Genomic DNA, 25,413 nt, shown 5'->3' with positions numbered 1-25,413 from the left:
GGTCCGCAGCGCGCGGACCCGGCTCGCTCAGCTGGGTGCGTCCGGGGTCCGCGGCCGGGGTGAACGCCGGCCGCAGGGCGTCGGTGCGCGGCAGCACCGGTGCGGTCCCGTCGGCCGTGCGCCACTGCACGGGCAGCGGGAAGTGGCGGCCGCCGGACTGCAGGATCAGCTTCAGCCCGGTGCAGCGGTCGCGGCCCGGCCGGCGTGGCCTCGATCTGGATGGCCCGGCCGACGCCGACCGAGGCGGAACAGGGCATGGCCCCGAAGAGACCCCACGCTGACCAGCGTGAACGCGCATCGCCCTCGACAGGCTTTCGGGCTTCGCCTCCGCCGGAGGGCGCGCGAGCCGCAGAGACCGGAGCCGGTTCGCCATCGCCGCCGCCATCCGGTGGGTTCGGGTGGGCCGGAAATCCGTCGCATGGGTGCCCCCTCGTTCTCTTGAAGCGGTAGTCGTCCCGGCACCGGGCCCGGTTACGAGATCGGACCGGGAACCGAATCCGGGCACCACGACAACAAGAGGTGTGCAAACCACTCCGACAGCCCACCCGGACATCCCGGAACCGCCGACCGACGCCGCGCCGCGGCACTTCCACCACGCCGGACCCGCATCCGGCGGGGCCGACTGGCCGGGGATCCGGCAGCAGGTGCCGGCCCGCAGCACGGCGCCGCGCCGCCGTCCGGTGCGCGGCCGCCACCGGTCAGAAGATCGTCCGCGAACCGGGGGAGAAGCAGTGATCAACCGTGCACTCGGGTATCGCGGAGTCGTGAACCGCGGCGTGGCCGTGGCGCTGGCCGCGGTGCTGGTGTCGGCGAGCCCGGCCGCCGCGAGCCCGGGCTGGGACGTCGTGCCGCTCCAGCCCGGCTCGGCGAACCTCGTGGACGTGACGGCGCTCTCGGCCCACGACGTGTGGGCCGCGGGCTTCGCCATCAACCACGAGATCATCGACGGCAGGCCGTTCGCCACGTTCGAACCGCAGGTGCAGCACGGCGACGGCGTGACGTGGTCGGCGGTCCCGACCGCGCCGCTGGGCAAGGACGTGAAGGCCCAGTTCACCGCGATCGCCGCCGCCTCGCCCGGCCGGATCTGGGCGGTGGGCCACGTGTGGGAGCCGCACGTCCAGGTCCGGTCGCTCATCGAGCACTGGAACGGCGTGACCTGGACCCGCGTGCCCGCCGACGACCTGCCCGACGCCGGCCACGACCTTTCGGACGTGGCGGCCGTCAGCGCCACCGACGTGTGGGCGGTCGGCACCTTCGTGAAGGCCGAGAGCAGCGGGCCGGTCGCGCAGCACTGGGACGGCGTCCGGTGGACCAGGGTGCCGTTGCCGCCCGGTCTGGACGGCGCTGCGCTGCAGGCGGTGGCGGCGGCCGGTCCGGCCGACGTGTGGGCCGCCGGGCTGGCCGTCGCCGACCGGGAATCGGGGCGGACCGAGCCGCTGCTGCTGCACTGGGACGGCGTCGCGTGGTGCCGGATCGCCCTGCCGGACACGGCCGACCGGGGAACGGCGCTGCTCGACGCCGTGACGGTGTCCCGCGGGCAGGTCTGGGCGGTGGGCCAGTCGACGACCGGCGGCACCACCGACCGCAAGCCCTTGGCCTTCCGCATCGACGGCCGTGGCGCGGTCCTCGAGCCGACGCCGGATGAGCAGGGACAGCTGAACGGGGTGACGACGGTGGGCCGCGAGGTGTGGGCCGTGGGCTACCGCTACGACGAGGCGCGCAACGACCAGGCGTATGCCCTGCGCCGCGGCCCCGACGGCACGTGGCGGCGGGCCCCGGTCCCGGCCCGCGAGGGGGCCACGCTGTTCGGCGTCACGACGGAACGGGGGAGCGGAACGCTGTGGACGTCCGGCGCGATGACCGGCGCCGGGTCCGGCCAGCCGGATCCGCTCGTCGCCCGGTTCCGCTGAGGCACCGCACAGCGGATGCGGGCAGGCCGTCCGGTCTGCCCGCGTCCCGGCGGGCCCGCTGCCCGTACGGGCAGCCCGGTGTACCCGAAGGTTTGCCGCTGTGCGGCTGGCCGGGGCGCCCGGTCGCGATCATCGTGGAGGCACCGCCAGTGCGAGGAGGTCCGCCGGTGATCCACGAGGTCGACGAGGCGCTGCGCCGGCTGGTGAAGGACGAGGCGCTGCGCGGCAGCGAGGTCGACGTCGCCTTCGACGCACCCACCAAGGACTGGGCCGCGCGGCGGAACGCTCCGACGGTGAACATCTACCTCTACGACGTGCGCGAAGACATGCGACGCCGGTCGCGGGGGCTGCTCAACGAGTACGACCAGCGCGGCGAGGTCGCGGCGCGGCACCTGCCGCCCAAGCACGTCAAGCTGTCCTACCTGGTCACCGCCTGGACCCAGCGGCCGGAGGACGAGCACCGGGTGCTGTCGGACCTGCTGCTCGGCCTGCTGCGCCACGAATCGGTGCCGCCCGGGGTGCTCACCGGCTCGCTGGCCGAAATGGGACTGCCGGTGCCGATGACCGTCGCGCTGCCGCCACCGGAGGACCGCGCGTTCGCCGACGTGTGGACCGCGCTGGGCGGCGAACTCAAGCCGTCGCTGGACGTCGTCGTCTCCGCGCCGATCCACAGTGGACGCGTCTACCCGGCCGGGCCGCCCGCCAAGGAAGGCCTCAAGCTCGACACCGGCGACGGCGAGCTCCTCGGGCACCACGTGTCCGCGACCGGGGCGGTCGAAGGGCAGCGCCGGGTCGCGATGGCGCGCACCCACCGGAAGCCCCGGTGAGCCTGGAGTACCTGTTCGAGCGGCTGGCCCGGCTCGAACAGCGCATCCGCGACGCCGTCGGCAGCCGTCGCGCGGCCGACCCGAACCCCGACGACCCCTTCCGCGGCCTGTACCTGTCCAACGAGACGATCGACGCGCTGCTGGAAGGGCTCCGCGAGCCGTTCACGCCGTTCACCGACTCCGTCCCGGACGGCAGGCTGCGCCCGCTCGCCGAACGCGCGGGACTCACCGGCGTCGACGTCGAACTGCTGCTGGTCGCGCTGGCCCCCGACCTGGACAGCCGGTTCGAGCAGTTCTACGGCTACCTCAACGACGACGTGACCCGCCGCCGCGCCAGTGCCGGGCTGGCGCTGCGCCTGTGCGGCCTCCCCGAGGCGTCGGCCGCCGGCCGTGCCCGGCTCGACGCCGACTCCCCGCTGGTCACCTGCGGCCTGCTCACCGTGGGCGAAGACGAACGGCCGTTCCTCTCGCGCACGCTGCGGGTCCCCGACCGGGTGGTCAACCACCTGCTCGGCGACGACCGGCTCGCGCCCGAGCTCGCCGGCTGCGCGCACCTGGGCACCGAGCTCGTCGTGGTGCCGGGCCGGGAGCGGCTCGCCCGCGCGATCCGCGGCCGGGTCGGGCTCGTCTACCTGAAGGAACAGCCCGGTGGCGGGGCCGAGGAGCTCGGCGTCGGCGCGCTGGCCGCGGCCGGGTACCCGGCGCTGGTGGTGGACGCGGCGCGCTGGCAGGCCGAACCCGGCCACGCCGAGCTGACCGCGTCGCTGCGGCGCGAGGCGCTGCTGCGCGGCGCCGGGATCGTGCTGGGCCCGGTCGAGGACCCGCGGCTGGAGGAGCTGGCGCACCCGGCGATCCCGCTGGTGGCGCACGGCACCGGCGCCTGGGACCCGCGCTGGAGCGCGACGCCGCCGCTGCAGCTCGACGCCATGCCGCTGTCCGGCGCGGCCCGCGCGGAACTCTGGCGCAGCCGCCTCGACGGCCGGCTCGCCCCGGACGTCGACCCCGGGGAGGCGACCGCCCACTTCGTGCTGGGTCCCGGGCAGATCGCCCGCGCGGCGAAGGCCGCGTCGGTGACCGCACTGGCCGACGACGACGGCCTGGTCCGCACGGCCCACGTCCGGGCGGGCGCGCGCAGCCAGAACGCCGCCGGCCTGCAACGGCTCGCGCGGCGAATCGAACCGGTCGTCGGCTGGGCGGACCTGGTGCTGCCGGCGGGTGTGCTGTCCCTGCTGGACGAACTCGCGGCCCGGGCGCGCTACCGCGACCAGGTGCTCGACGACTGGCGGATGCGCCCGGGCGGCGGCCGCGGCCGGGGTGTCACCGGGCTCTTCGCGGGGGATTCGGGGACCGGCAAGACGATGTCCGCCGAGGTGATCGCCTCGTCGCTCGGGCTGGACCTCTACACCGTGAACCTGGCGACCGTGGTCGACAAGTACGTCGGCGAGACGGAGAAGAACCTGGAGCGGATCTTCACCGAGGCGTCCGGGGTCAACGGCGTCCTGCTCTTCGACGAGGCGGACGCGATCTTCGGCAAGCGGTCCGAGGTCCGCGACGCGCACGACCGGTACGCCAACATCGAAAGCGCGTACCTGCTGCAGCGGATGGAGACGTTCGACGGGATCGCGGTGCTGGCCACGAACCTGCGGGCGAACCTCGACGAGGCCTTCACCCGGCGGCTCGACGTCATCGTCGACTTCCCGCTGCCGGACGTCGAACTCCGGCACCGGCTGTGGGACCGCTGCCTGGGCGTGCGGATGCCGCGCGGGACGGACCTGGACCTGGGGTTCCTCGCCGAAGCGTTCGAACTGGCGGGCGGGCACATCCGCTCGGCCGCGGTCACCGGCGCGTACCTGGCCGCCGAGGCGGGCCGCCCGGTGGCGATGAGCGACCTGGTCGGCGCGGTGGCGCGGGAGTACCGCAAGCTGGGCCGGCTCTGCCTCGACCGCGAGTTCGGGCCCTACCTGGCGATGGTGACGGACGGCTGAGCTGCCCGTAGGGGCAGGGTTCGCTGCCCTTCCGGACGGGCGGCGCAGTCTGGCGCGCGGCGCGGCGGCGGGGCAAGCTTTACGGGCGGCGGAGGGAGCGGACATGCGCGGGCAAAGTCACGACAACGACCTCGACCCGGTCCTGCGGCCGAAGGGCGACCGCATCGAGCGGGACGACCACGACCTCCTGGGCCGGGCGGCCGCGGCCGGCCGCACCGACGTCCTGGGCCCGGCGGGCATGCTGGGCTTGCAGCGCGCGGTGGGCAACGCGGGGACGTCTTCGCTGGTGGAGGAGGAGCGCTCGCCGGTCCACGACGTCGTCGGTTCCGGCGGCGGCTCGCCGTTGGACACCGCGACCCGCGCGGACATGGAGACCCGCTTCGGCCACGACTTCGGCGACGTCCGGGTCCACACGGACGCGGCGGCGCACGACTCGGCGAAGTCGGTGAACGCGCAGGCGTACACGGTGGGGTCCAACATCGTTTTCCAGCGGGACAAGTTCGACCCGGCTTCGGATTCCGGCAAGCACATGCTGGCGCACGAGCTGACGCACGTGGTGCAGCAGCGGAGCGGGCCGGTGGACGGGACGGACGCCGGAGGCGGGGTGAAGGTTTCGGATCCTTCGGACCGCTTCGAGCGAGAGGCCGTGGCGAATGCGGACCGGCTGATGTCGTCGCCCGCCCCGGCCGGGCCCGCGGTCCAGCGGTGCGAGGACGGTGGGCACGCTTCTTCTTCGGACGATTCGGCGGCCGTTCAGCGGGAGGAAGCTCCCGAGGCCGAAGAAGGCGAAGAGGAGAAGATGGCGCAGACGTTCGTGCAGCGTGAGGAAGAGGCCGAAGAAGAGGTCTAGCGCCGCACGAGGGTCAGGCTGCTGCGCCGCGACCACGACGTGGTGGCCTTCGACCTGAGGGGCCACGGCCTCTCCTCGCCGGTGACAGCTGCCCTCACGACTTGCCGTCGGGGCCGGTGAAGCCCGGGATCTCCACGTCCTTGCGGTACCGGTCGGCCGCGCCCGTGTCGGCGTCCTTGGAGCCCTTCTTGCTGTTGCACGACGCGCACAGCACCTCGAGATTGCCCGGGTCCGCGTAGAACTGCGAGCGGTCGGTCTGGCCCTTGGCCCGGCCCTGGGTGTTCCAGTGCCCGGCCACGGACTTCTTGTGGTCCAGCGCGTAGTTGTCGTCGTTGTTCGGCTTGACGCGGGCGGCGACGTGCGGGGCGATGCCGAGGAACGGGACGCCCGGGCAGGTGAACGTCAGCCCGTCGGGACGCATCACCGCGGCGATCTTGGCCGCGTCGTGGCCGCTGTACTTGTGGGAACCGCCGTAGAAGACCGCGCGGACGTCGTGGTACTCGGGCCGCAGCGTCTTGCCGTCGATCGTGTACTGCGTCTGGTTCGCGCCGCCTTCGGCCGGGGCGAGTTCGGGGCCGCCGTTCGGGGTGTTGGCGAGGAACTTGAGCACCGGGAAGGCCGGCCGCCCTTCGGAGCTCTTGCTCCGGCCGCCGGCCGTCCGCTCCAGTTCGTACTGGAGCGTCACCCAGCCGTCGGGGCGGACGTCGGTCACCTTGGCGACCCGGTTGGTCGCCTTCACGACGAACCGCTTGCCCAGGTAGACCTTCGCTTCGTCGACCGGCGCCATCGGCCCCAGCGGGAGTTCGCCGGTGTCGTCGGTCGGGTTGACTTCGAGGTGGGTCTTGAACTTGCCGTTGCTCGTGGGCACCAGCGCGATGGTCGTGAGCTGGTAGGTGTCCTTGATCTTCGGCAGTGCCGCTTCGACCGTGTGCCGGGTGGCGTTCGGCTTGCGCATTTCGGCGTCGGCCGCCTGCTTGGCCTGCGCGAGCGCCTGTTGCTTCTGGCCGGCGCTGCGCGGGTCCGGTACGCCGCTGCCCTTCTTGCCCTTGAGCTTCGACCAGACCTTCTTGCCCGCCTTGACGATCGTCCCCACGACCGAGTCGATCACCTTGCCGACCGGCGCCTGGACCTTCTCCAGCACCGACTTGATCTTTTCGGAGATCCCGCCCAGCCCCAGCAGGCTCGCCAGGAAGCCCAGCACCATCGGCAACGCCTTCGCCAGCGTCCGCTCGATCAGCCCGGCCACCGCGCCCGCGCCACCGCGGGCGATCGATTCCACGGAGTCCAGGACCGAATCCACGAACTCCTTGATCTGCGCGGCCTTGTCCACGAAGAACATCACGATGTCGTAGATCGCCTTGCAGGCCTTGATGAACGCCGCCGCGGGGTTGAGCATCGAGATGATCCAGGTGATGCCCGCCTTGACGATCTTCTCGATCACGAATTCCTTGACCTGGCCGAGCACCATCTCCTTCAGGTCGCCGAGCTTCGCGACGATCCAGCGCCACAGCCCCGGCACACCTTCGGTGAGCAGGATCTTCACCACGTCGAGGGTTTGCTCCAGCTTCGCCAGCACCGGTTCCGGGATGAACCGCAGGATCCGCGCGCGGACACTGGCCCAGGTCAGGCCCAGCAGCGAGAGGACCATCTTCAGGATGCCCTTGGCGTCCAGCGCCTCCGGGATCTCGATGCCCGCGCTCGCCAGGTTGCCCAGCAGCCAGCCCTTCAGGCCGTCCTTGAGGTGCTGGACGATGTTGGCGCCGAAGTTCATGACGCCGGTCTTGACCGCGTTGACCAGGTTGCCGAGGAACTCGACCGGCTTCGCGATGATCAACCCGACCGCGTTCGCGGCCCGCGAAAGCACGCCGAGCAGCATGTCCTTCAGCTTGAGGATCGTCTCGATCGCGCCGCCGACAGCTTCCTTCGCCTTGCTCCAGAGGCCCTTGTTCTCCGCCTGCAGCGCTTTGATCTCCTCGTCGACGGCGGTGCGGGCCTCGCCGTACTTCTGGGCCAGGTCCTCGACCAGCGCATCCTGTTTCTCGTCGACGGACTTCTCGAGGTCGTCGAACTGGCCGCCGAACTCCTTCGCGGCCTCGCCCGCGATCTTGCGCAATGCCGGTGACTGGGACGCCACCTTCTGCTGCACGCGGGCGCGGCCGTCGGCGATCAGCTGCTTCGCCTCGCCGAGCTTCTGGCCGACGAAGTCCGCGATGTCGCCGATGACGCCCTGCATCTTCGACTCGTAGACCTTCTTGGCCTCCAGGAAGAGGTTGTTCGCTTCGGCCGGCAGGTCGGCGAAGAGGTCGTACGCCCAGCGCGCCGCGCCGGTGATCCCGTCGTAGCGCTCGTCCTTGTAGCGCTTCATCCGCGCCTGGTGGTCGGCGGTGAAGGCGGCCTTGGCCTGCGCCTCGCCCGCCTCGAACTTCTTCGCCACCTGGTCGTCGAGCGCGCCCAGCACGCCCTCGACCTTCGTCTTGGTCTCGTCGAAGACCGCCTTGATCTCGCCGGAGATCCGCGCCCGGTCCTGCTCGTCCTTCGACTTCGTGGCCGACTTCGCCGCCTGGCCCCGCTGGGCCGACGACGACCGCGCGCCCGTCATGCCCGTCATCGCCGCCTGCCCGGACGCCTGGGCCGCGCCGGTCACCGCGGCCAGCTGCCCGGCCTCGGACTCCCGGACCGCGGCCGGCGCCGAAGCGGTGTGCTGCTCACCTTCCCGCTTCGCGGCCAGTGCGCCGGTGAACTCCGGCTCGTTGGACTCGGCCAGCTGCTGCTCGGTGACGCCCGCCGCGGCCATCGCGCCCTGGGTTTCGCACTGGCCGGCGCGCAGGTCGGTCTGCTCGGGCGGCGCCTTGTCCGGGGTCGCCTTGCGGGCGTCGGGTGGGGCCGGCGCGGCCGGGGCGGGTGGTTCCGGCAGCGGCGTGACCGGCTTTTCCACGGCCCGGCCGGGGTCCGGCGGTTCCTTCGTCCGGTCGGTGACGTCCTTGGCCGAGGCGTCCTTGCCGCCGGTGACCTTGCCCAGCACCTCGGCCTTCACCTGGTCCGCCTTGCCGGACGTGGCGAACTTGTCGGCCTCGTCGAGGTTCTTCGGCGCCTGCTTGGCGATCGCGGTGTTCACCGCCGCGATGAAGGCCGCCTTGTCGAAGCCGGCCGGCTTCGCCGCGGCCATCTTGTCCGCCTGGGCGGCCTTGGCCTGCGCGTCCTTGTCGTCGGGCGGCGCCACCGCGGCGTCCTGCGCCTGCTTGACCTCCGCGCCGGCGGGCGGGTGCGCCTTCGCCGTCTTGGCCTTGTCGCCGACGTCCTTCTTCAGCGCCTGGAACTTCGGGTCGGAGGCCGGCGTGACGCCGGGTGGTGCGACCGGGGGAGCGGGACAGCCTTGCCGCTGCAACGCGACCAGGCCCGACACCGCCGCGTTGCCCGCCGAGGCCTGCAGGCGCAGCAACGCGGGCGGCGTCGCGCGCGTTGCGGGCCGGACCGGGCGCGCGGCCTGCGCGGACGGCTCCCGTGGCGCCTTGTCCCGGCCCGTTGGCATGCGTTCAACTTTCGGCCCTGCCGGGCCGGTTGCCAACGACCGGACGGGCGGGCACGGCTGCCCGAACGGGCAGTTGCCTTTAAGGGCAGAGATCGGTTCCCGCGGGCCTAGCCGCACGGTCGTTCCGCGGAGAACGCCCTGGCAGCAGCATCGCCGGGGACAAGACTTGTGCGTCGACAAGGGAGGCACGCATGCCCACCTATCTCACGCCGGGGGTGTACGTCGAGGAGATCGAGGCGGGCGCACGGCCGATCGAGGGCGTGGGCACCGCGGTCGCCGCCTTCGTCGGCTTCGCGGCGGACGGTCCCTTCAACACCCCGACGCTGGTATCCAACTGGGGCCAGTTCACCCAGACCTTCGGTGACTTCCTCGAGGGCTGCTACCTGGCCCAGTCGGTCTACGGCTACTTCCTCAACGGCGGCAGCAACTGCTACATCGTCCGCATCGGCGGGTCGCGCGCCCAGAACAACGGCGCCGCGCCGAAGCAGATCGAGGCCCGCCAAGCCGTGCTCGGCGGCTACCGCTTCGTCGCGAAGGAGCTGCCGGAGGGCAAGCAGGGCGGCGAGATCACCGTCGAGGTGGCCGAACCGACCGGCGACAACCCGGCCGACGACCGGTTCACCGTGCTGGTCAAGCAGGACGGCAAGGTCGTCGAAACGCACAACGTGACGACCAAGCGCACCAAGGAGAACGTCGTCACCGCGGTGCGGGAGAAGTCCAGCCTCATCACCATCGAAGAGGTCGCCACCGGCGGCGCGGTCGCCAAGCCCGACAAGGGCACCGCGGTGCTCTCGGCGCCGCCGAAGGAGGCGGAGACACCGCCGGTCCCGCGCCGGGTCGCGGCGAACGACTACGTCGGCGACGTCGCCGACCGGACCGGGTTCGGCGGCCTGGAAGCCATCGACGAGATCACCATGGTCGCGGCGCCGGACCTGATGGCCGCCTACCAGCGCGACCTGATCGACCTCGACACCGTCAAGGCCGTCCAGCTGGCGATGATCGCGCACTGCGAGCTGATGGGCGACCGGATGGCGATCATCGACCCGCCGCCCGCGCTCAACCCCCAGGGAGTCCGCAGCTGGCGGATGGACGCGGCCGGCTACGACTCGAAGTACGCCGCCCTGTACTACCCGTGGGTGCAGGTCCTCGACCCCGCCTCGGGCACCAACACGTTCATCCCGCCCAGCGGCCACATGGCCGGCGTGTGGGCCCGCACCGACGCCACGCGCGGCGTCCACAAGGCCCCGGCCAACGAGGTCGTCCGCGGCGCGCTCGCGCTCGAGACGCACCTGACCAAGGCGGAGCAGGAACTGCTCAACCCGATCGGCGTCAACTGCGTGCGGTCGTTCTCCGGCAAGGGCATCCGGGTCTGGGGTGCGCGGACGCTGTCGAGCGACCCGGCGTGGCGCTACCTCAACGTCCGGCGGCTGTTCAACTACCTCGAGGAGTCGATCCTCGGCGGCACCCAGTGGGTCGTGTTCGAGCCGAACGACGACGCGCTGTGGGCGCGGATCCGGCGCACGATCAGCGCGTTCCTGGTGATGGAGTGGCGCAAGGGCGCGTTGTTCGGGCTCACCCCGGACGAGGCCTTCTTCGTCAAGTGCGACCGCGAGACCAACCCGGCCGAAGGGATCGACCTCGGCCAGGTGATCTGCGAAGTCGGCATCGCCCCGGTGAAGCCGGCGGAGTTCGTGATCTTCCGGCTGGCCCAGATGTCCGGCGGCACCAGCCTCGTCAACGAGTGATCCATCCATGCCCCCGCCACCACCCTCAATCGAGGCGCTGCGCGCCACAGGTTCCTGAAAGGGCTTCCCCATGGCACTTCCCGATCTTGACAAGGCGGTAGGCCACTCCTTCGGGCTCGAGATCGACGGCGTCCAGATCAAGCAGATCTCCGAGGTCTCCGGCCTCAAGATGGAGCAGGACGTCATCGAGCTCAAGCAGAACACCGCGGACGGCAAGTACGTCATCAAGAAGCTGCCCGGCCGGCCCAAGGCCGGCGAGGTCACGCTGACCCGCGGCCTGACCGAGGACAACAGCTTCGAGAAGTGGGTCAAGGACGCGCACTTCGGCAAGATGGCGACCGCGCGCAAGGGTGGCGCGATCATCGTCTACGACTACGAAGGAACCGCGCTCAAGCGCTACAAGCTCACCAACGCGTGGCCGAAGAGCCTGGAGATCGGCTCGCTGAAGGCCGGCGACACGAGCGTGCTCACCGAGAAGCTCGTCATCACCTACGAACAGATGGAAGTCGAGTGAGCCGATGCGCAGGGTGATGGCGTCGGCGCCGGTCGAGGAAGCCCCCGCCGCGCCGGCGGGGGAGCCCCGGGCGGAACGGCCGAAGCTGCGGACGGAGTTCGCGTTCGAGCTCCCGCGCGGGTACGTCGACGACGAGGGCAAGGTGCACCACTCCGGGGTGATGCGCCTGGCCACCGCGCGCGACGAGCTGATCCCGCTGCGGGACGACCGGGTGCGCGAGAACTCGGCGTTCCTCACGGTGGTGCTGCTGGCCCGGGTGGTCACCCGGATCGGCGACATCACCGACGTGCACGCGGGGGTCATCGAGAACCTGTTCGCCTCCGACCTGGCGTTCCTGCAGGACATGTACCGCCGGGTCAACAGCGAGGGCCACACCAGGGCGGGCGTCGCCTGCCCCGAGTGCGGCCACAGCTTCGTCGTCGACGTCGCCGGTGGCCGCCTGGGGGAATCGTGACGTACGCGGCCGACCGGCTGCACGAAGAAGTCGCGTACGTGGCCTACCACCTGCACTGGTCCCTCGACGACATCCTCGACCTCGAACACCCCGACCGGTTGACCTACGTCGCCGAGATCGCCCGGATCAACACCCGGATGAGCCAGGGACGGTGACGCACGATGTGGTTTCGCCGGAAGGAGGCGGGCCCGCCGCCCGTGCCTGCGCCTGAGCAGGCCGCGCTGCCGGTGAAGCGCGCGGAATGGCGGAGCGTGGCGCCGATCCAGCGGGTGTTGGCCGAACACCCGCTGGTCAACCCGGTGCAGCGGTTCAGCTCGACGCTGACGTCCTGGCGGAGCCCGGGCTACCTCGAGCCGCTCGGTCACCGCGTCGGCCCGGCGGAACCCGCCGGCGTCATCGGCGATCTGGTGCGCCCGGCGGAGACACCGATGCCGCTGGCGCAGCCGGGGCCGCCCCGGCCTCGAGGCGCCGCGGTGCAGCGAACCGCCTCGGACAGCGGGCCGCCCGGGGAACCGGTGGACTTGCCGCTGGTGCTGCCGGTCGTCGCCGCGCGCGAGGCCGTGCCGCCGCTGACGTCCGCGGCGGCCGACGCCGGCCCGCCGGTGCGGACCCTCCAGGCGATCCCGGAGCCGTCCCCTGTGGACACTCCGGCGGCCGATGTGACCCCGGTGACCCCGGTGCCGGTGCCGGAACCACCGGCTCCCGAACCGCCACCGGCCGAACCGGCACGGCCCGCGTTGCCGCTCGTCCAACGGACCGAGCAGGCGACGCCACGGCGGCTGGGCCTCGGCGCGCCGAGGCTGCCGGAGCCCGGCACGCCCCTTCCGGTGTCGCGCCTCGCGGACGACGTTTCGCCCGGCACGCCGTTCTCCGGCGTTCCGGGGCCACCACCCGAGCCGGTGTCGCGGACGACGGGTTCGCCGCCGGTGAACACCTTCCGCCCGTTCGACACCCCGGAGAGCCACGCCGGGACCACGGAGCCGCCCGGAACCCCGGGCGGCTCGACGAGCGTTTCCCCGCCGTTGCCGGTGTCGCGGATCGCCGACGACCCGGCGGCGCCGGTCGTGGGGATGGGGGCACTTCCGGCCGCGGGATCGGCGGGGCTTCAGGCGCCGGCGCTTCCCGTCGTGCCGACGGCTCAGGAGGCGCCACTGCCGGTGTCCCGCGCGGCCGAGGCCCCGGTGACGCCGACCGCGCAGGATTCGCCGCCGCTGGTGTCGCGGGTGGCTGAGACCTCGCGACCGGCCGCCGAGCCGGTGGTGGCGAGGGCGGTCGAGACTTCGGGGTTGCCGGGGGGATCGGTGGTGCGGGAGCCGTCGCTGCCGGTGGCGCGAGCGATCGAAACCTCGGCGTTGCCGATGGGACCAGCGGCGCAGGATTCCTCGCTGCTGGTGTCCCGGGCGGCCGAGAGCTCCGGAGCAGCCGCCCCATCGGCGGCTCAGGAGCCGCCGACGGCGCGCGCGGTCGGGCCCTCGACGCTTCCCTTGCCGGCCACGGATGGCCTTTCGCCACTTCCTGCGGTAGCCGACGAGCCACCGATGCCGGTGTCCCGAATGGCCGAGTCCGCAGCACCCTCCGCCGCGCCGGTATCGCCGCTTCTGCGGGCTGCCGAGACCGCGGCACGCCCGGTTGCGCCGGAGCCGCCGCTTCCGCTGCTACGGGCGACGGAGACCTCGGCGCTCTCTGTGGCACGAGCGGCCGAGGAACCACCGCTTCCGGTGACACGCGCCCTCGAGATTCCGGCAATCCCGGCGACGAGCGCGGCAGAGGCTGCGTCGCTTCCGGCGACACGGGCGAGCGAAGGTCCGCTGCTTCCGGTCGCCTGGGCCGCCGGGGATTCCTCTGCCCCGGCGCCAGACACGGCACAAAGTGCTCCGCTCTCGGTGGCTCGCGCGATCGAAGGGCCGCTTCCGGTGGCCGGGGTATTCGAAGCCGCGGCGAGCCCGATGGCAGATGCCGGGTCGTTGCCGGTGGCGCGGTCCTTCGATGGCTCGGCGAGCCTGAACGCAAGACCCGCGGTGCCGCTGCTTCCGGTGGCTCGGTCTCTCGATGGCTCGGCGAGCCTGAACGCAAGACCTTCGGTGCCGCTGCTTCCAGTGGCGCGATCCCTCGATAGCGCGGCGAGCCCGAACGCAAGACCCGCCGTCTCGCTGCTTCCGGTGGCGCGGTCCCTCGAAGGCGTGGCCGAACCGACTGCGGGAACCGCGATGTCCTCGCTTCCGGTGGCACGATCCCTCGAGGGCTTCGCCGCCCCGACGTCACTCCCGACGGCACGCGCCATCGAGCCCCCGGCACTTGCGGTCGCGCGGGCGCCGGAAGGGCCGGACGCTCCGATGGCCGGAACCCCAGCGCCGCTCCCGGTGGCACCGGCCGTCCATGGCGTGGCGCCGGTGACCGGAGGCGCGGTGCCGCTGCTGCCGGTCGCCCGGGCGACCGAAACCCCGGCACTTCCCGTGGCCCGCGCCGCCGATGCCTCACCGACCCCGGTCTCGCGCGTTCCCGATGCCCCGGCACCCCACGCCGAACTCGCGGTCCGCACGATCGAAACACTGCCCGTCGCGCGGATCGCCGATCCGGTGCGACCGTCCACACCGGACCCGCCGCCGCCTCCCGAACCGGTCGTCCAGCGGGCACCTGACCCACCTGCCGCACCCGTTGTGCCGCCGGCCGCCGTCGCCTCGGCGCAGCAGCCGGCGCCGGAAACCGAAGAGCTCGTCAAGAAACTGTTCGATCCGCTGCTGCGCCGTCTCAAGACCGAACTCCGACTCGATCGTGAGCGCCGGGGCGCGCTCACCGATCGCCCGCACTGAAGGAGGAGCCGATGCCGGACACCGAAGAGGCCGTTGCCGTCTGCTACGTCGTCAAGCTGGACGACAAGAACCTCGGCAACCTCGGCGCGTTCTCCAGCTGCGACGGCCTCGGCTGCGAATTCGTCATGGAACAGCGGGAAGAAGGCGGCAACAACGGCATGGTCTGGCAGCTGCCGACCCGGATCAAGTACTCGAACATCAAGCTCTCGCGCCCGGTCACCGAGGCGAGCTCGCAGATCACCAAGTGGTTCGCCAGCCTGGCGAGCGGGATCGAACGCAAGACCGCCACCATCGAGGCCCGCACCCTGGAAGGCAAGGTGATCGCCAGCTGGGCCCTCGAAGGCGTCGTCCCGGTGCGGTGGAGCGGGCCGCAGCTCTCGCCCGACTCGCCCAAGGTCGCCACCGAGACCCTCGAACTGGCCCACCACGGCTTCCTCAGCCCGGCGAAGAGGGGCTGACACCGTGTCCTCGCCCGTCACCTTCACCACCGCCGGCTCCCCGCCGCCTGCCGCCTACGGCTCCGGCGAACCGGCGCCCAGCAACCTGCAGCGCGCGCTGCTGAAAGTCCACAAGCCACCGCAGTCCGGCGGGACCGGGCAGCCGCCCGGCGAGTGGATGTTCGACATCAAGTTCCAGTTCAACCCCAAGGAACTCTCGGTCAGCAAGAACGCCAAATGGGGCCGGGACGCGCAGCCCAACGCCAAGAAGAGCGCGCCACCGCAGTTCAAGGGATCCGATCCGGCCAAGCTCGCGCTGGAGATGTTCCTCGACGCCACCGACAAGATGGACGACGCCGTCGTCAAGAAGGTCGAGCAGCTGTTCAGCTGCTGCGTGGCCACCGAGGACAGCCGCCAGCACAAGAAGCCCTCGCCGCCGTGGGTGATCTTCAAGTGGGGCGGGATGACCGGCTTTCCGGCCTACGTCGCCTCCGTCACCGCGAAGTACACGCTGTTCACGCCGGCGGGGACGCCGGTGCGCGCGGTCTGCACGGTGAACCTCGAGGAGATCGCGGGCGAGCTGGGCGGGCAGAACCCGACGTCCGGCGCGCTCGCCGCCCGGGACACGCACGTGCTCGTCGCCGGCGACTCGCTGCCTTCGGTGGCGTTCCGCGCCTACGGCGACGCCGGGAAGTGGCGCGAGATCGCCGACGCCAACGGCATCGACGACCCGCTGCGGCTGCGGCCCGGCACCCGGCTCCTGGTGCCCGCGCTGGAGGAGCTCGATGGCTAACGAAACCTTCACGAACACCCTCGTGGTCGAGGTCGAAGGCACCGCGCTGCCCGACGACGTCCGGGTCATGCTCGGCTACGCCTACGTCGACGACAGCCGGAACCTGCCGGACACCTTCGTGCTGCGCTTCCGCGACCCCGGGGCCGTCGTGCTGGAGAAGGGCCAGTTCAAGGTCGGGGCGAAGATCAAGCTCAAGGTCCAGACGTCCGACCCGGAAGGCCCGCAGGACCTGCTCTCGGGCGAGGTCACCGCGGTCGCCGTCGACCTGGACCCGCACGGCACGTTCACCGAGGTCCGCGGGTACGACCACGCGCACCGGCTGTTCCGCGGCCGCCGGGTCGCGGCGTACCCGAACATGACGATCGCGGACGTCGTGCGCAAGGTCGCCCGGCGCGCGAACATCCCGGCCGGCAAGATCGACGACGTCAAGGGCTTCGGCGGCCGGCCGAACACCCAGCTGAGCCAGGACAACGTCAGCGACTGGGAGTTCCTGTCCCGGCTGGCCGACGTGGTGGGTGCGCAGATCGCGGTCCGGGACGGGAAGCTCAACTTCGAGCTCCCGGAGAAGCCGTCCGGCGCGCCCCCGACGACCACCAAGGCGACCGCCGACCCGCTCGTCCTCGAAGCGCACGGGACGCTGCTCAACCTGCGCGCCAGCGTCACCGCGGCCGAGCAGGTCCCCGAGGTGCGGGTCAACGGCTGGGACTACGAGAACAAGCAGCCGGTCACCGCCACCGCGACCCCGAAGAACGCGGGCACGGACGTGCCGGGGGTGGACCCGGTCGCCCTGGCGGGGAAGTTCGCGAGCCCGCCCTTCCTCGACGCGGCCGCGCCCCGGCGCACCCAGGGCGAGGCCGACGCGACCGCGAAGGCGCTGGCCGACCGGTTCGGCGGCGCCTGCACCGAACTCGACGGCGTCGCGAAGGGCAACCCGAAGCTGCGCGCGGGCACCGCCGTCACGCTCACCGGCGTCGGCCGGCCGTTCGCGGGCAAGTACACGCTGACCAGCACCCGCCACCTGTTCAACGACGAGGTCGGCTACACCACCGAGTTCGCCGTGTCGGGGCGACAGGAACGCTCGCTGTACGGCTTGGTCGCCGGCGGGGCGAAGCACTCGTCGTGGCCGGGGGTCGTCCCCGCGCAGGTGACCGACCTCAAGGACCCGGCGAAACTCGGCCGCGTCAAGCTCACGTTCCCGTGGCTGGACAAGGAGTTCACGAGCACCTGGGCGCGCACGCTCCAGCCGGGCGCGGGCAAGGACCGCGGCGCGCTGGTGCTGCCCGAGGTCGGTGACGAGGTCCTGGTCGGCTTCGAACACGGCGACTTCGAAGCGCCCTACGTGCTCGGCGGCCTCTACAACAGCAAGGACACCGCGCCGTCGAAGTTCACCAAGGCGGTCGTCGACGGCAACAGCGGGGAGGTGGCGCTGCGCGGGTTCGTCTCCCGGAAGGGCCACAAGCTCGAATTCGCCGAGGACGACGGGATCATCCTGTCCTCCGGGGACGCGAAGTTCGTCGTCAAGATCGACCAGAAGAACCAGGTCATCGAGGTGACCAGCGGCAAGAGCGTCACGGTCAAGGCCCAGAACGGCGTGAGCATCGACGCCGGCACCGGGCCGCTGGAGCTCAAGGGCCAGAAGGTGTCCGTGAAGTCGCAGACCGACGCCAGCATCGAGGCGACCGGCCAGCTGAAGCTGACCGGCACGGCGGGTGTGAAGGTCGAGGGCGCCACGGTTTCGGTCGCCGGCCAGGGCCAGACGGAGCTGACCGCCAGCGGTGTCGTCACCGTGCGCGGCAGCGTGGTCAAGATCAACTGACGGGGGAGCGACATGCCACCAGCCGCGAGGGTCGGCGACCCGACCGGGCACCCGGGCGTCATCGCCGGGCCCGGGGTGCCGACCGTGCTGATCGGCGGGATGCCCGCCGCGAACGTCGGGACGCTGCACACGTGCTCGTTCCCGCCGCCCGCGGTGCACCCGCCGACGCCGATCGCGCCGCCGGGCTGCCCGACGGTGCTCATCGGCGGCATGCCCGCGGCCCGGATGGGCGACATGGCCGTCTGCGGCGCGCCGATCGTCATGGGCTGCCCGACCGTCCTGATCGGAGGCTGACATGGACTTCCTCGGCCGGGGACTGGCGTTCCCGCTGCACACCGACGCGACCGGCTCGATCGCGCTGGTCGGCGGCGAGCGCGAGGTCGTCGAAAGCATCCGGCTGATCCTGGCGACCTCGCCGGGCGAACGCCCGATGCGTCCCGAGTTCGGCTGCGCGGTGCACGACCTCGTGTTCGCACCCGCCGACGCGGCGACCGCCGGGCAGATCGCCTACGAGGTCCGCATCGCGCTGGAGCGCTGGGAGCCGCGGATCACCCTCGACGACGTCGTCGTCAGCTTCGACGAGGCCGACCGGGGCACCCTGCTGATCGACATCCGCTACCGCCTGCGCGGCACCAACGACCCGCGCAACCTGGTCTTCCCCTTCTACGTCATCCCGCCGCACGAGTCCGCCGAGGACGGTGTGTGATGACCCTGCCGATGCCCAACCTCGACGACCGCCGGTTCCAGGACCTGGTCGACGAAGCCAAGTACCTGGTCCAGCGCAACTGTCCGGAGTGGACCGATCACAACGTCTCCGACCCCGGTGTCACCCTGATCGAGACGTTCGCGCAGATGGTCGACCAGCTGCTCTACCGGCTCAACCGGGTGCCCGATCTGCACTACCTGCGCTTCCTCGACCTGATCGGGGTCCGGCTGTTCCCGCCCGCCGCGGCGCGGACGGACGTGACGTTCTGGCTCTCGGCCGCCCGCGACGTCCCGGTGGTCGTCGCGGCCGGCAAGCAGGTCGCGAGCGTGCGCAACGAGGTCGAGGACCCGGTGGTGTTCACCGTGGAGCGCACGCTGGACATCGTGCCGTGCGCGTTCGCGCACCTGGCGACCAGCACGTCCGACACCGGTCTGCCACCGGCCGACCGCACCGACGAACTGCTCGTCGGCGGCGGCCCGGCGGCCTTCGCCGAGACCCCGGCCCCCGGCGACGCGGTCCTCTTCGGACTGTCGGCCGCCGTCCCCGGCTGCGCGGTGCTGCTGCGGCTGGACTGCGAGGTCGAGGGGCAGGGGGTCGACCCGCACGACCCGCCGTGGCTGTGGGAGGCCTGGGACGGCACCGGCTGGGCGGCGTGCGAGGTCGACCGGGACAGCACCGGCGCGTTCAACCGGTCCGGGGACATCGTGGTGCACGTCCCGCCCGGGCACGCGATGTCGGTGCTCGCCCGGCAGCGGGCCGGCTGGCTGCGCTGCCGCCTGGTCGAGGCCAAGCAGAACCAGCCGTTCTACCAGCGCTCGCCGCGGCTGCACGCGGTCGAGGCCTCGACCATCGGCGGCACGGTCGCCGCCGTGCACGCCGAGATCGTCCGCAACGAGATCGTCGGGACCTCCGACGGCACACCCGGCCAGCGGTTCCCGCTCGGCCGTCCCCCGGTGGTCGTCGGGGAGGGCGAACTGGTCGTGGAGGTCTCGGGCCCGGACGGCTGGCAGCCGTGGACCGAGGTCCGCTCCTTCGCCGACTCCGGCCCGGACGACCGGCACGTCATGCTCGACCGCGTCGGCGGGCAGGTCGAGTTCGGCCCCGCGGTGCGCGAGCCCGGGGGCGGGCTCCGGTACTACGGGGCGTTCCCGCCCAAGTCCGCCGCGATCCGGGTGCCCGAGTACCGCTCCGGGGGCGGGCGGCGCGGCAACGTCGCCCGCGAGGTCCTCGAGGTGCAGCGGGACCCGATCCCGTTCGTCAGCAGCGTGGTGAACCGCCGTCCCGCGATCGGCGGGGTGGACGGCGAGTCGGTGCGGGACGCGGCGGTCCGCGGCCCGCTGCTGCTGCGCACCCGCGACCGCGCGGTCACCGCCGAGGACTACGAGCAGCTCGCGCGCGAAGCGGCACCGGAAGCGGCCCGGGTGCGCTGCATCCCGGCGCACGGCGCCGACGGCCGCGAGACCGGCGCGATCCGGGTCCTCGTCGTGCCGGCGGTGCCCGACACCGGCGAACTGGCCTTCGCGACCCTGATGCTCGAAGCCGGCATGCGCGGCCGCATCGAGCGCCACCTCGGCGAACGACGCTGCGTGGGTGCGCTCGTGTCCGTGGAACCGCCGTTCTACCAGGGCGTCACGGTGGTCGCGCGGCTGCGGGCCCGGCGCCGGACGACGGCGGGCGCGCTGGGCGCCCGGGCGAGCCAGGCCCTCTACGACTACTTCAACCCGATCAGCGGCGGCCCGGACGGCGACGGCTGGCCGTTCGGGCGCCCGGTGCAGTCGGGGGAGGTGTTCGCGGTGCTGCAACGGCTGCCCGGCGTCGAGCTGGTGGAGGACGTGCGCTTGTTCGCCGCGAACCCGATCACGCGTGAACGCGGTGAGCAGGTGGACCGGCTCGACCTGCCGCCGAACGCGCTGGCGTTCTCCTTCGGCCATCAGGTCCGGGTCCGGGAGGCGGGCGCATGAGGACCGGCGTCCCCGGGCTGCCGAGCCCGCACCCGATCGGTGAGCAGCTGCCCTCGGTGTACGCCGAAGACCGGTTCGTGCAGGGCTTCACCGGTGCGCTCGACGAAGTCCTCGCCCCGGTCATCTCCACTTTGGACAACTTCGCGGGCTACCTCGACCCGGGCGTGGCGCCCGCCGACTTCGTCGGCTGGCTGGCCCACTGGGTCGCGTTGCGCGTCGATGAGAGCTGGAGCCCGGAACAGCTGCGGCAGCTGGTGACGCGCTCGGTCGAGCTGCACCGGTGGCGCGGCACGAGCCGCGGCCTCACCGAACACGTGCGGCTGCTGACCGGCGGCGCGGTCGAGGTGACCGACAGCGGTGGTGTCGTCGCCGACCCGCAGCCGGGTGCGCCGCTGCCGGACCCGGGGCCGCCGTGGGTGCAGGTGCGCGTGCGGGTGCCGGACCCGGCCCGGGTCGACGTGCGCCGGCTGACGGCGACGGTCGTGGATGCGGTGCCCGCCCACGTGCGGGTCACGGTGGAAGTGCTGGAGGGCTAGCGGATGGTCATCTACGCGGAGTGCGGGCACCAGGGGCCCGCCGACGTCGAGTTCTGCGGCGAATGCGGCCGCTACCTGAAGTGGGACGACGACGACCCGGTCGCGGTGCGGTCGCAGCCGGTCGTGCAGCAACAACAGCAACAGCAGCAGGTCGTGCAGCCCGCCGAGCCGATCGCCCCGGTCCGGCAGCCGGTGCAGCAGACCGTGGAGGAGCAGGTCCTCAACCCCGGCGACCTGATCTGCGGCCGGTGCGGCAAGGGCAACGCGCCGGCCCGGAACTTCTGCAGCCGCTGCGGCGCGTCCCTGGCCGAGTCCGAGGTCGTCAAGACGTCGTGGTGGCGGCGGTTGTTCGGCCGCAAACCGAAGGAGCACAAGGCGGGGGCGCGGCCCGGCAAGGACGGCGTCCGCCGCCGGGCCGGGCGGACCGGGGCCGCGCGCCGGACCGTGGGCAAGGTGCTCCGCCGGGCCGTGGCGGTGGCGCTGATCTTTTCGGCGCTGATCTACGCGCTGTACCAGCCGTTCCGCGGCGCGATCAACACCGCGGCGGTGGGGCTGTGGAGCCAGGTGACCGGCATCTTCGAGGCGAAGCTGAACCCGATCCACCCGGTCAAGGTGAGCGCGACCGCGCAGACCGACGGACACTCGGCGCCCTTGGTCACCGACAACGCCAAGAACACGTTCTGGGCGGCCCCCGGCGACCGCGAACAGGTACTGGTGTTCACCTTCGACCACCCGGCGGACCTGCGGAAGGCGATCGTGTACTCCGGTGACGCGGCGAACTTCCCGGCCGCGCACCGGCCGCAGAAGCTGCACCTGGTGTTCTCCACCGGCAAGACCTACGACATGGTGCTGGCCGACACGCCGGACGCCCAGGAAGTCCCGATCGAGAACAGCGCCGGCGCCACGAGCGTCGAGCTGCACGTGACCGGGCTGTACCGCTCGCTCAACGGCACGGACGTCGCGATCTCCGAGATCGAGCTGTTCGAAGCCGGCTGATTCGCTGAACCCGAAGTCTTTGGGGAGGACCGACCATGCGCGCGAACCGAGCGGTGGCGGGCATCGCGGTCGTCGCGGTGCTCGGCGGCTGGGCGCTCAGCGGAGCGCTCGCGCCGACCGAAGCACAGGCACCGGCACCGGTGGCCTCGCCGTACCGCGTCGGGTACGTCAGCGAGGCCACCACCGGTCTGTTCCAGGCGACCGGCGAAGGCGCGGAGCCGGCGCTGCCCCGCGCCATCGGTGGCGTCGACTCCGACGCGTCCGCGGGCACCGGCGGCATCGTGTGGGTGAGCCACCGCGCCGCGGCCGCCGGTGGCGCCGAGCGGGACGGCGAGCTGTGGTACCTCCGCGACGGCGCTCCGGCGGCGCTGCAGCTGACGAACGACGACGCCGTCGACCTCCACCCGGCGCTCTCGCCGGACGGCCGCACGGTCGCGTTCGCCTCCGGACGCACCGGCAGCCGGAAGCTCTTCGTGATCGGCGTGGACGGCCGCGACCTCCGCCAGGTGACGTCCGGTCCGGCGACCGACGACTCGCCGAGCTGGTCGCCCGACGGCACCCGCCTGGCCTTCAGCAGCACCCGCGACGACCCGGCCGGGGACATCTACACCGTCCCGGCCGGCGGCGGGACGCCGGCGCGCCTGACCGCCGACCCGGCCGCCGACACGCAGCCCGCGTGGGGTCCGGCGCGGATCGCGTTCACCACGACCCGCTTCCACCCGGCCGGGGACGTGGTGCTGATGGCCGAAACGGGCGGCGCGGTCACCCGGGCGGTTCCCGACCCCGGGGACTCGTCCGAACCGGCGTGGTCGCCCGACGGCGCCCGCCTGGCCTTCACGACCCGCGCGCAGGATCCCTTCGGTGACGTCAAGCAGATCGCAGACGGCAAGGTCTCGATCGTCTCGGCACTGCCGGACACCGGCGAAACCGAGCCGACGTTCCGGCCGGACGGCCGGCCGGTGTTCACCGAACTGCGCGACGGCGGCACCACCGACATCTGGAGTTCCGACGCCACCGGCGGCGACCGCCGCGACCTGACCCAACGGCCGGGTGCCGACGAGTTCGACCCCGCCTTTTCCGCCGACGGCTCGCAACTGGCTTACACCCAGGCCGGGCCCGGCGAATCGGCGGAGACCGCGATCATCGTGGCGAACGCCGACGGCAGCGCACCCCGCCCGCTGACCGGCCCGGTGGCCGGGGGCAAGCGCGAGCAGCACCCGGCCTGGTCGCCGGACGCTTCGATGATCGCGGTCACCGCCACCTCGGGCCGCGGCGAAGGCCAGCGGGACGTCGTGCGGATCGCCCGCGTCGCGGACGGCCGCATCCTCGGCGAGATCCCGATCCCGCCGAACCTGCGCGGCGACGACTCCCAGCCCGTGTGGTCGGCCGACGGCACGAAGGTCACGCTGACGCGGGCGGCCTCGCGCGTCGCGCCGCCTCCGCCGGGCCGGGTGCAGCCGACGGTGGTCGACATCCCGGTCGGGCAGGGCTCTTCGGCGGCGATCGCCAAGACCGTGCCGACCGACAAGGTGCCGGCCAAGCCGGACATCGTGCTGCTGATGGACCAGACCAGCTCGATGGGGACCGCCCTGAAGAGCATGCAGGACAACCTGATCCAGGTCATGACCACGCTCAGCACGGCGCAGCCGGAGGCCCAGTACGCCGCCGTGGCGTTCGGCGACCGCAAAGACCCGGTCGACGCCAACAACCCCAACGGCCGCCTGTTCCAGGTGCAGCAGGGCCTCACGAAGAACCAGACCGAGATCACGGCCGCCTTCGAGAAGATCACCCCCGCCGAGGGTGACGACGTCCCGGAGGACTGGGTCTACGCCCTGGATCGCGTCGCCACCGGCGCCATCGGCTTCCGGCCGGACAGCAGCAAGATCGTCGTGCTGGTCGGCGACGCGCCCAGTCACGACCCGAGCGGCGACCGGGACCCCACGAAGGGCGTGACACTCGCCCAGGCGATCGAGCACCTGAAGGCGCAGGGCATCCGGGTGGTCGGGGTGTCGGCGGGGAGCGCCGGCGGTGGCCTGGACGCCACCGGCCAGGCGACTCGGGTGGCGAACGCGACCGACGGCGTCCTGGCGAGTACGAACCCGGACAACATCAGCACCGTGATCACCGAGAAGATCGGTGACCTGAAGGTGAAGGTGCAGCCGGTGCCGTTCTGCGACCCGGGGCTGACCCTGACGTTCACCCCCGAAGGAACCCCGCAGGTGCCGGGAGGGACGAACGCCGAATTCACCGAATTCGCGGCCGTCGCGGCCACCGCGCCACTCGGGGCCTTCCTGCACTGCCGGGTCGAGTTCCGGCTGGCCGGCGAGCCGACCGTGCGGCCCGGCTACACTGAGGACGTCACCGTCCGGGTCAAGGACCCGCGGCTGCCGCTGATCACCCTGCACGACAAGACCGTCACCGGCACCGCGCCCACGGTCGTCGAATACCCCGCGACCGCGATCGACGCCGACCGCGAGACACCGCTGACGCCGTTCTGCACGCCGTCGTCCGGCAGCCTCTTCCCGGTCGGGGCCACCACCGTGACCTGCACGGCGACCGGGCGGGGCGGCACGGCCACCGAGACCGCCGTGATCTCCGTCGACCCCGGTGGGGAATTCCGGCAGGAGCTCTGGCAGGTTTCGCTCGTCGTGACGCCGGACAGCGTCGTCGCCGGCACCCAGCGGGACCTCTCGCCGTCGTTCGGGACGCCGTGCGGCGCCGGACGGCAGGGCTCGGCGGACGTCTCGCCGGACGGCGCCGCGCTGGTGTTCCACAACGACCTCCACCAGCTCTGCGTGGCGCCCGCCGACGGTGGGCGCGCGCGGGTCCTCGTGCAGGACACCGATTTCGTGGACGACCCGGCCTGGTCGCCGGACGGCACGCTGGTCGCCTTCGACAGCGCGCCCTCCGAATCCCGGCCGAGCATCCGGATCGTGCCGTCGGCGGGGGGTGCGCCGCGGCCGCTGATCGACGGACCGGGCGGAGCGTGGCAGCCGGCGTTCCAGCGGATCGCCGACGTCGGGGTGACCGCCACCGCCATCCCGGCCGCCATTCCGTTCTCCGGCCTCACGACCTTCGAGTTCGTGGTCACCAACCACGGCGTCACCGCCTCGCCCGGCGTCGGGCTGTTCGTCCGGCTGACCCCCGGGCTGCAGCAGCCGCAGCCGCCGATCACCAGCGCCGGCACCTGCACGCCCGAGCTGGTCTGCGCCTTCGGCACGCTCGCCCCGGGCGCGCAGGCGCGGGTGCGGTTCAGCGCCACCGGCGCCGAACCCGGGCCGCAGGCGGCGACCGGCACCGTCACCACGGCCGGCCAGGACGCCGACGCGCGCGACAACTCCGCCACGGCCGTGGTCACCGTCGGCGAGAAGCCGGTCCCCCCGGTCACGCCGGGGTCGCTGTCGGTGGGGCTGGCGGTGTCGGCGGTACCGCTGTTCGCCGGTGGCGACGACGTCGTGCTGACCTTCCTGGTGCACAACGGTTCCGGGGCGCCGATGCCGGACGTCCGGCTGGTCACGCAGCTGCCGCCGCAGCTGCCCGCGAC

20 protein-coding genes are annotated in these 25,413 nt (G+C 72.5%); 18 read left to right on the top strand and 2 right to left on the bottom strand.

Features of this window, described 5'->3' with window-relative positions; all coding sequences use genetic code 11:
• The first annotated feature begins 731 nt into the window (after positions 1–731).
• The 4 genes from ACFVYA_RS42070 to ACFVYA_RS42055 all read left to right on the top strand — a co-directional run bounded on the left by ACFVYA_RS42070 (position 732) and on the right by ACFVYA_RS42055 (position 5,572).
• Positions 732–1,910, top strand: a complete 1,179-nt coding sequence (locus ACFVYA_RS42070; RefSeq protein ID WP_387053172.1) for a hypothetical protein — start codon at positions 732–734, stop codon at positions 1,908–1,910.
• Positions 1,911–2,077: 167 nt separating this feature from the next.
• Positions 2,078–2,737 (top strand): DUF4255 domain-containing protein, encoded by a 660-nt coding sequence (locus tag ACFVYA_RS42065; RefSeq protein ID WP_387053170.1) that lies wholly within the window; start codon positions 2,078–2,080, stop codon positions 2,735–2,737.
• The gene (locus ACFVYA_RS42060; protein WP_387053168.1) at positions 2,734–4,722 is read left to right on the top strand and encodes an ATP-binding protein; all 1,989 of its coding nucleotides are present in this window, start codon (positions 2,734–2,736) and stop codon (positions 4,720–4,722) included. Before ACFVYA_RS42065 ends, ACFVYA_RS42060 begins: the two co-directional genes overlap by 4 nt.
• A 103-nt stretch (positions 4,723–4,825) precedes the next feature.
• Positions 4,826–5,572 (top strand): DUF4157 domain-containing protein, encoded by a 747-nt coding sequence (locus ACFVYA_RS42055; RefSeq protein ID WP_387053166.1) that lies wholly within the window; start codon positions 4,826–4,828, stop codon positions 5,570–5,572.
• Between the two features lie 94 nt (positions 5,573–5,666).
• Here the strand turns inward: ACFVYA_RS42055 and ACFVYA_RS42050 are convergent, their stop codons facing one another.
• Positions 5,667–9,101 (bottom strand): hypothetical protein, encoded by a 3,435-nt coding sequence (locus ACFVYA_RS42050; protein WP_387053165.1) that lies wholly within the window; start codon positions 9,099–9,101, stop codon positions 5,667–5,669.
• Positions 9,102–9,292: 191 nt separating this feature from the next.
• On the opposite strand from ACFVYA_RS42050, the gene ACFVYA_RS42045 reads away from it, so the two are divergent.
• The 4 genes from ACFVYA_RS42045 (at position 9,293) to ACFVYA_RS42030 (ending at position 11,969) form a co-directional block, all read left to right on the top strand.
• Positions 9,293–10,846 (top strand): phage tail sheath family protein, encoded by a 1,554-nt coding sequence (locus ACFVYA_RS42045; protein ID WP_387053164.1) that lies wholly within the window; start codon positions 9,293–9,295, stop codon positions 10,844–10,846.
• A gap of 70 nt (positions 10,847–10,916) precedes the next feature.
• Positions 10,917–11,360 (top strand): phage tail protein, encoded by a 444-nt coding sequence (locus ACFVYA_RS42040; protein ID WP_013226672.1) that lies wholly within the window; start codon positions 10,917–10,919, stop codon positions 11,358–11,360.
• A 4-nt stretch (positions 11,361–11,364) separates the two neighbouring features.
• A complete protein-coding gene (locus ACFVYA_RS42035) occupies positions 11,365–11,814 on the top strand; it encodes a hypothetical protein (protein WP_013226671.1) in 450 nt (149 codons plus the stop codon).
• Positions 11,811–11,969, top strand: coding sequence for a DUF6760 family protein (locus tag ACFVYA_RS42030; protein ID WP_003098516.1), 159 nt, complete (start codon positions 11,811–11,813; stop codon positions 11,967–11,969). The genes ACFVYA_RS42035 and ACFVYA_RS42030 overlap by 4 nt, the downstream gene beginning before the upstream one ends.
• A gap of 206 nt (positions 11,970–12,175) precedes the next feature.
• On the opposite strand, the gene ACFVYA_RS42025 is transcribed toward ACFVYA_RS42030, so the two are convergent.
• Entirely contained in the window at positions 12,176–12,766 is a 591-nt protein-coding gene (locus ACFVYA_RS42025) for a hypothetical protein (protein WP_387053163.1), read from the bottom strand.
• On the opposite strand from ACFVYA_RS42025, the gene ACFVYA_RS42020 reads away from it, so the two are divergent.
• The 10 genes from ACFVYA_RS42020 to ACFVYA_RS41975 form a co-directional block, all read left to right on the top strand.
• Positions 12,741–14,624: a hypothetical protein gene (locus ACFVYA_RS42020; RefSeq protein WP_387053162.1), complete on the top strand. Its 1,884-nt coding sequence runs from the start codon at positions 12,741–12,743 to the stop codon at positions 14,622–14,624. The genes ACFVYA_RS42025 and ACFVYA_RS42020 overlap by 26 nt on opposite strands.
• Positions 14,625–14,635: 11 nt before the next feature.
• Positions 14,636–15,082 carry a phage tail protein gene (locus ACFVYA_RS42015; RefSeq protein WP_285992000.1) on the top strand — a complete coding sequence of 149 codons (447 nt, stop codon included), beginning with the start codon at positions 14,636–14,638 and terminating at the stop codon, positions 15,080–15,082.
• Between the two features lie 4 nt (positions 15,083–15,086).
• A complete protein-coding gene (locus ACFVYA_RS42010; protein ID WP_387053159.1) occupies positions 15,087–15,854 on the top strand; it encodes a LysM peptidoglycan-binding domain-containing protein in 768 nt (255 codons plus the stop codon).
• On the top strand, positions 15,847–17,670 hold the full coding sequence (locus tag ACFVYA_RS42005) for a VgrG-related protein (protein ID WP_387053157.1): 1,824 nt from the start codon (positions 15,847–15,849) through the stop codon (positions 17,668–17,670). The genes ACFVYA_RS42010 and ACFVYA_RS42005 overlap by 8 nt, the downstream gene beginning before the upstream one ends.
• A 12-nt stretch (positions 17,671–17,682) precedes the next feature.
• Positions 17,683–17,964: a PAAR domain-containing protein gene (locus ACFVYA_RS42000; protein ID WP_387053155.1), complete on the top strand. Its 282-nt coding sequence runs from the start codon at positions 17,683–17,685 to the stop codon at positions 17,962–17,964.
• 1 nt (position 17,965) lies between these two features.
• Entirely contained in the window at positions 17,966–18,376 is a 411-nt protein-coding gene (locus ACFVYA_RS41995; RefSeq protein WP_387053153.1) for a GPW/gp25 family protein, read from the top strand.
• A complete protein-coding gene (locus ACFVYA_RS41990) occupies positions 18,376–20,337 on the top strand; it encodes a putative baseplate assembly protein (RefSeq protein WP_387053151.1) in 1,962 nt (653 codons plus the stop codon). Before ACFVYA_RS41995 ends, ACFVYA_RS41990 begins: the two co-directional genes overlap by 1 nt.
• A complete protein-coding gene (locus ACFVYA_RS41985; RefSeq protein ID WP_387053149.1) occupies positions 20,334–20,873 on the top strand; it encodes a phage tail protein in 540 nt (179 codons plus the stop codon). The genes ACFVYA_RS41990 and ACFVYA_RS41985 overlap by 4 nt, the downstream gene beginning before the upstream one ends.
• A 3-nt stretch (positions 20,874–20,876) precedes the next feature.
• Positions 20,877–21,869: a zinc ribbon domain-containing protein gene (locus tag ACFVYA_RS41980; protein ID WP_387053147.1), complete on the top strand. Its 993-nt coding sequence runs from the start codon at positions 20,877–20,879 to the stop codon at positions 21,867–21,869.
• A 35-nt stretch (positions 21,870–21,904) separates the two neighbouring features.
• Positions 21,905–25,413: VWA domain-containing protein (locus ACFVYA_RS41975; RefSeq protein ID WP_387053145.1), on the top strand; the 3,509-nt coding region annotated here is incomplete at its 3' end.

This window comes from Amycolatopsis sp. NPDC058278, assembly GCF_042881395.1.
GTDB lineage: Bacteria > Actinomycetota > Actinomycetes > Mycobacteriales > Pseudonocardiaceae > Amycolatopsis.
The sequence above is the reverse complement of the archived record's forward strand: the minus strand, read 5'-3'. Positions and strand labels throughout refer to the sequence as shown.

Bases quoted from the DNA above. Each gene is read 5' to 3' on its own strand.
- ACFVYA_RS42055 (WP_387053166.1), top strand. From the start codon at position 4,826: ATGCGCGGGCAAAGTCACGACAACGACCTCGACCCGGTCCTGCGGCCG.
- ACFVYA_RS42050 (WP_387053165.1), bottom strand. From the start codon at position 9,101: ATGCCAACGGGCCGGGACAAGGCGCCACGGGAGCCGTCCGCGCAGGCC.
- ACFVYA_RS42045 (WP_387053164.1), top strand. From the start codon at position 9,293: ATGCCCACCTATCTCACGCCGGGGGTGTACGTCGAGGAGATCGAGGCG.
- ACFVYA_RS42040 (WP_013226672.1), top strand. From the start codon at position 10,917: ATGGCACTTCCCGATCTTGACAAGGCGGTAGGCCACTCCTTCGGGCTC.
- ACFVYA_RS42035 (WP_013226671.1), top strand. From the start codon at position 11,365: ATGCGCAGGGTGATGGCGTCGGCGCCGGTCGAGGAAGCCCCCGCCGCG.
- ACFVYA_RS42015 (WP_285992000.1), top strand. From the start codon at position 14,636: ATGCCGGACACCGAAGAGGCCGTTGCCGTCTGCTACGTCGTCAAGCTG.
- ACFVYA_RS42005 (WP_387053157.1), top strand. From the start codon at position 15,847: ATGGCTAACGAAACCTTCACGAACACCCTCGTGGTCGAGGTCGAAGGC.
- ACFVYA_RS42000 (WP_387053155.1), top strand. From the start codon at position 17,683: ATGCCACCAGCCGCGAGGGTCGGCGACCCGACCGGGCACCCGGGCGTC.
- ACFVYA_RS41995 (WP_387053153.1), top strand. From the start codon at position 17,966: ATGGACTTCCTCGGCCGGGGACTGGCGTTCCCGCTGCACACCGACGCG.
- ACFVYA_RS41990 (WP_387053151.1), top strand. From the start codon at position 18,376: ATGACCCTGCCGATGCCCAACCTCGACGACCGCCGGTTCCAGGACCTG.
- ACFVYA_RS41985 (WP_387053149.1), top strand. From the start codon at position 20,334: ATGAGGACCGGCGTCCCCGGGCTGCCGAGCCCGCACCCGATCGGTGAG.
- ACFVYA_RS41980 (WP_387053147.1), top strand. From the start codon at position 20,877: ATGGTCATCTACGCGGAGTGCGGGCACCAGGGGCCCGCCGACGTCGAG.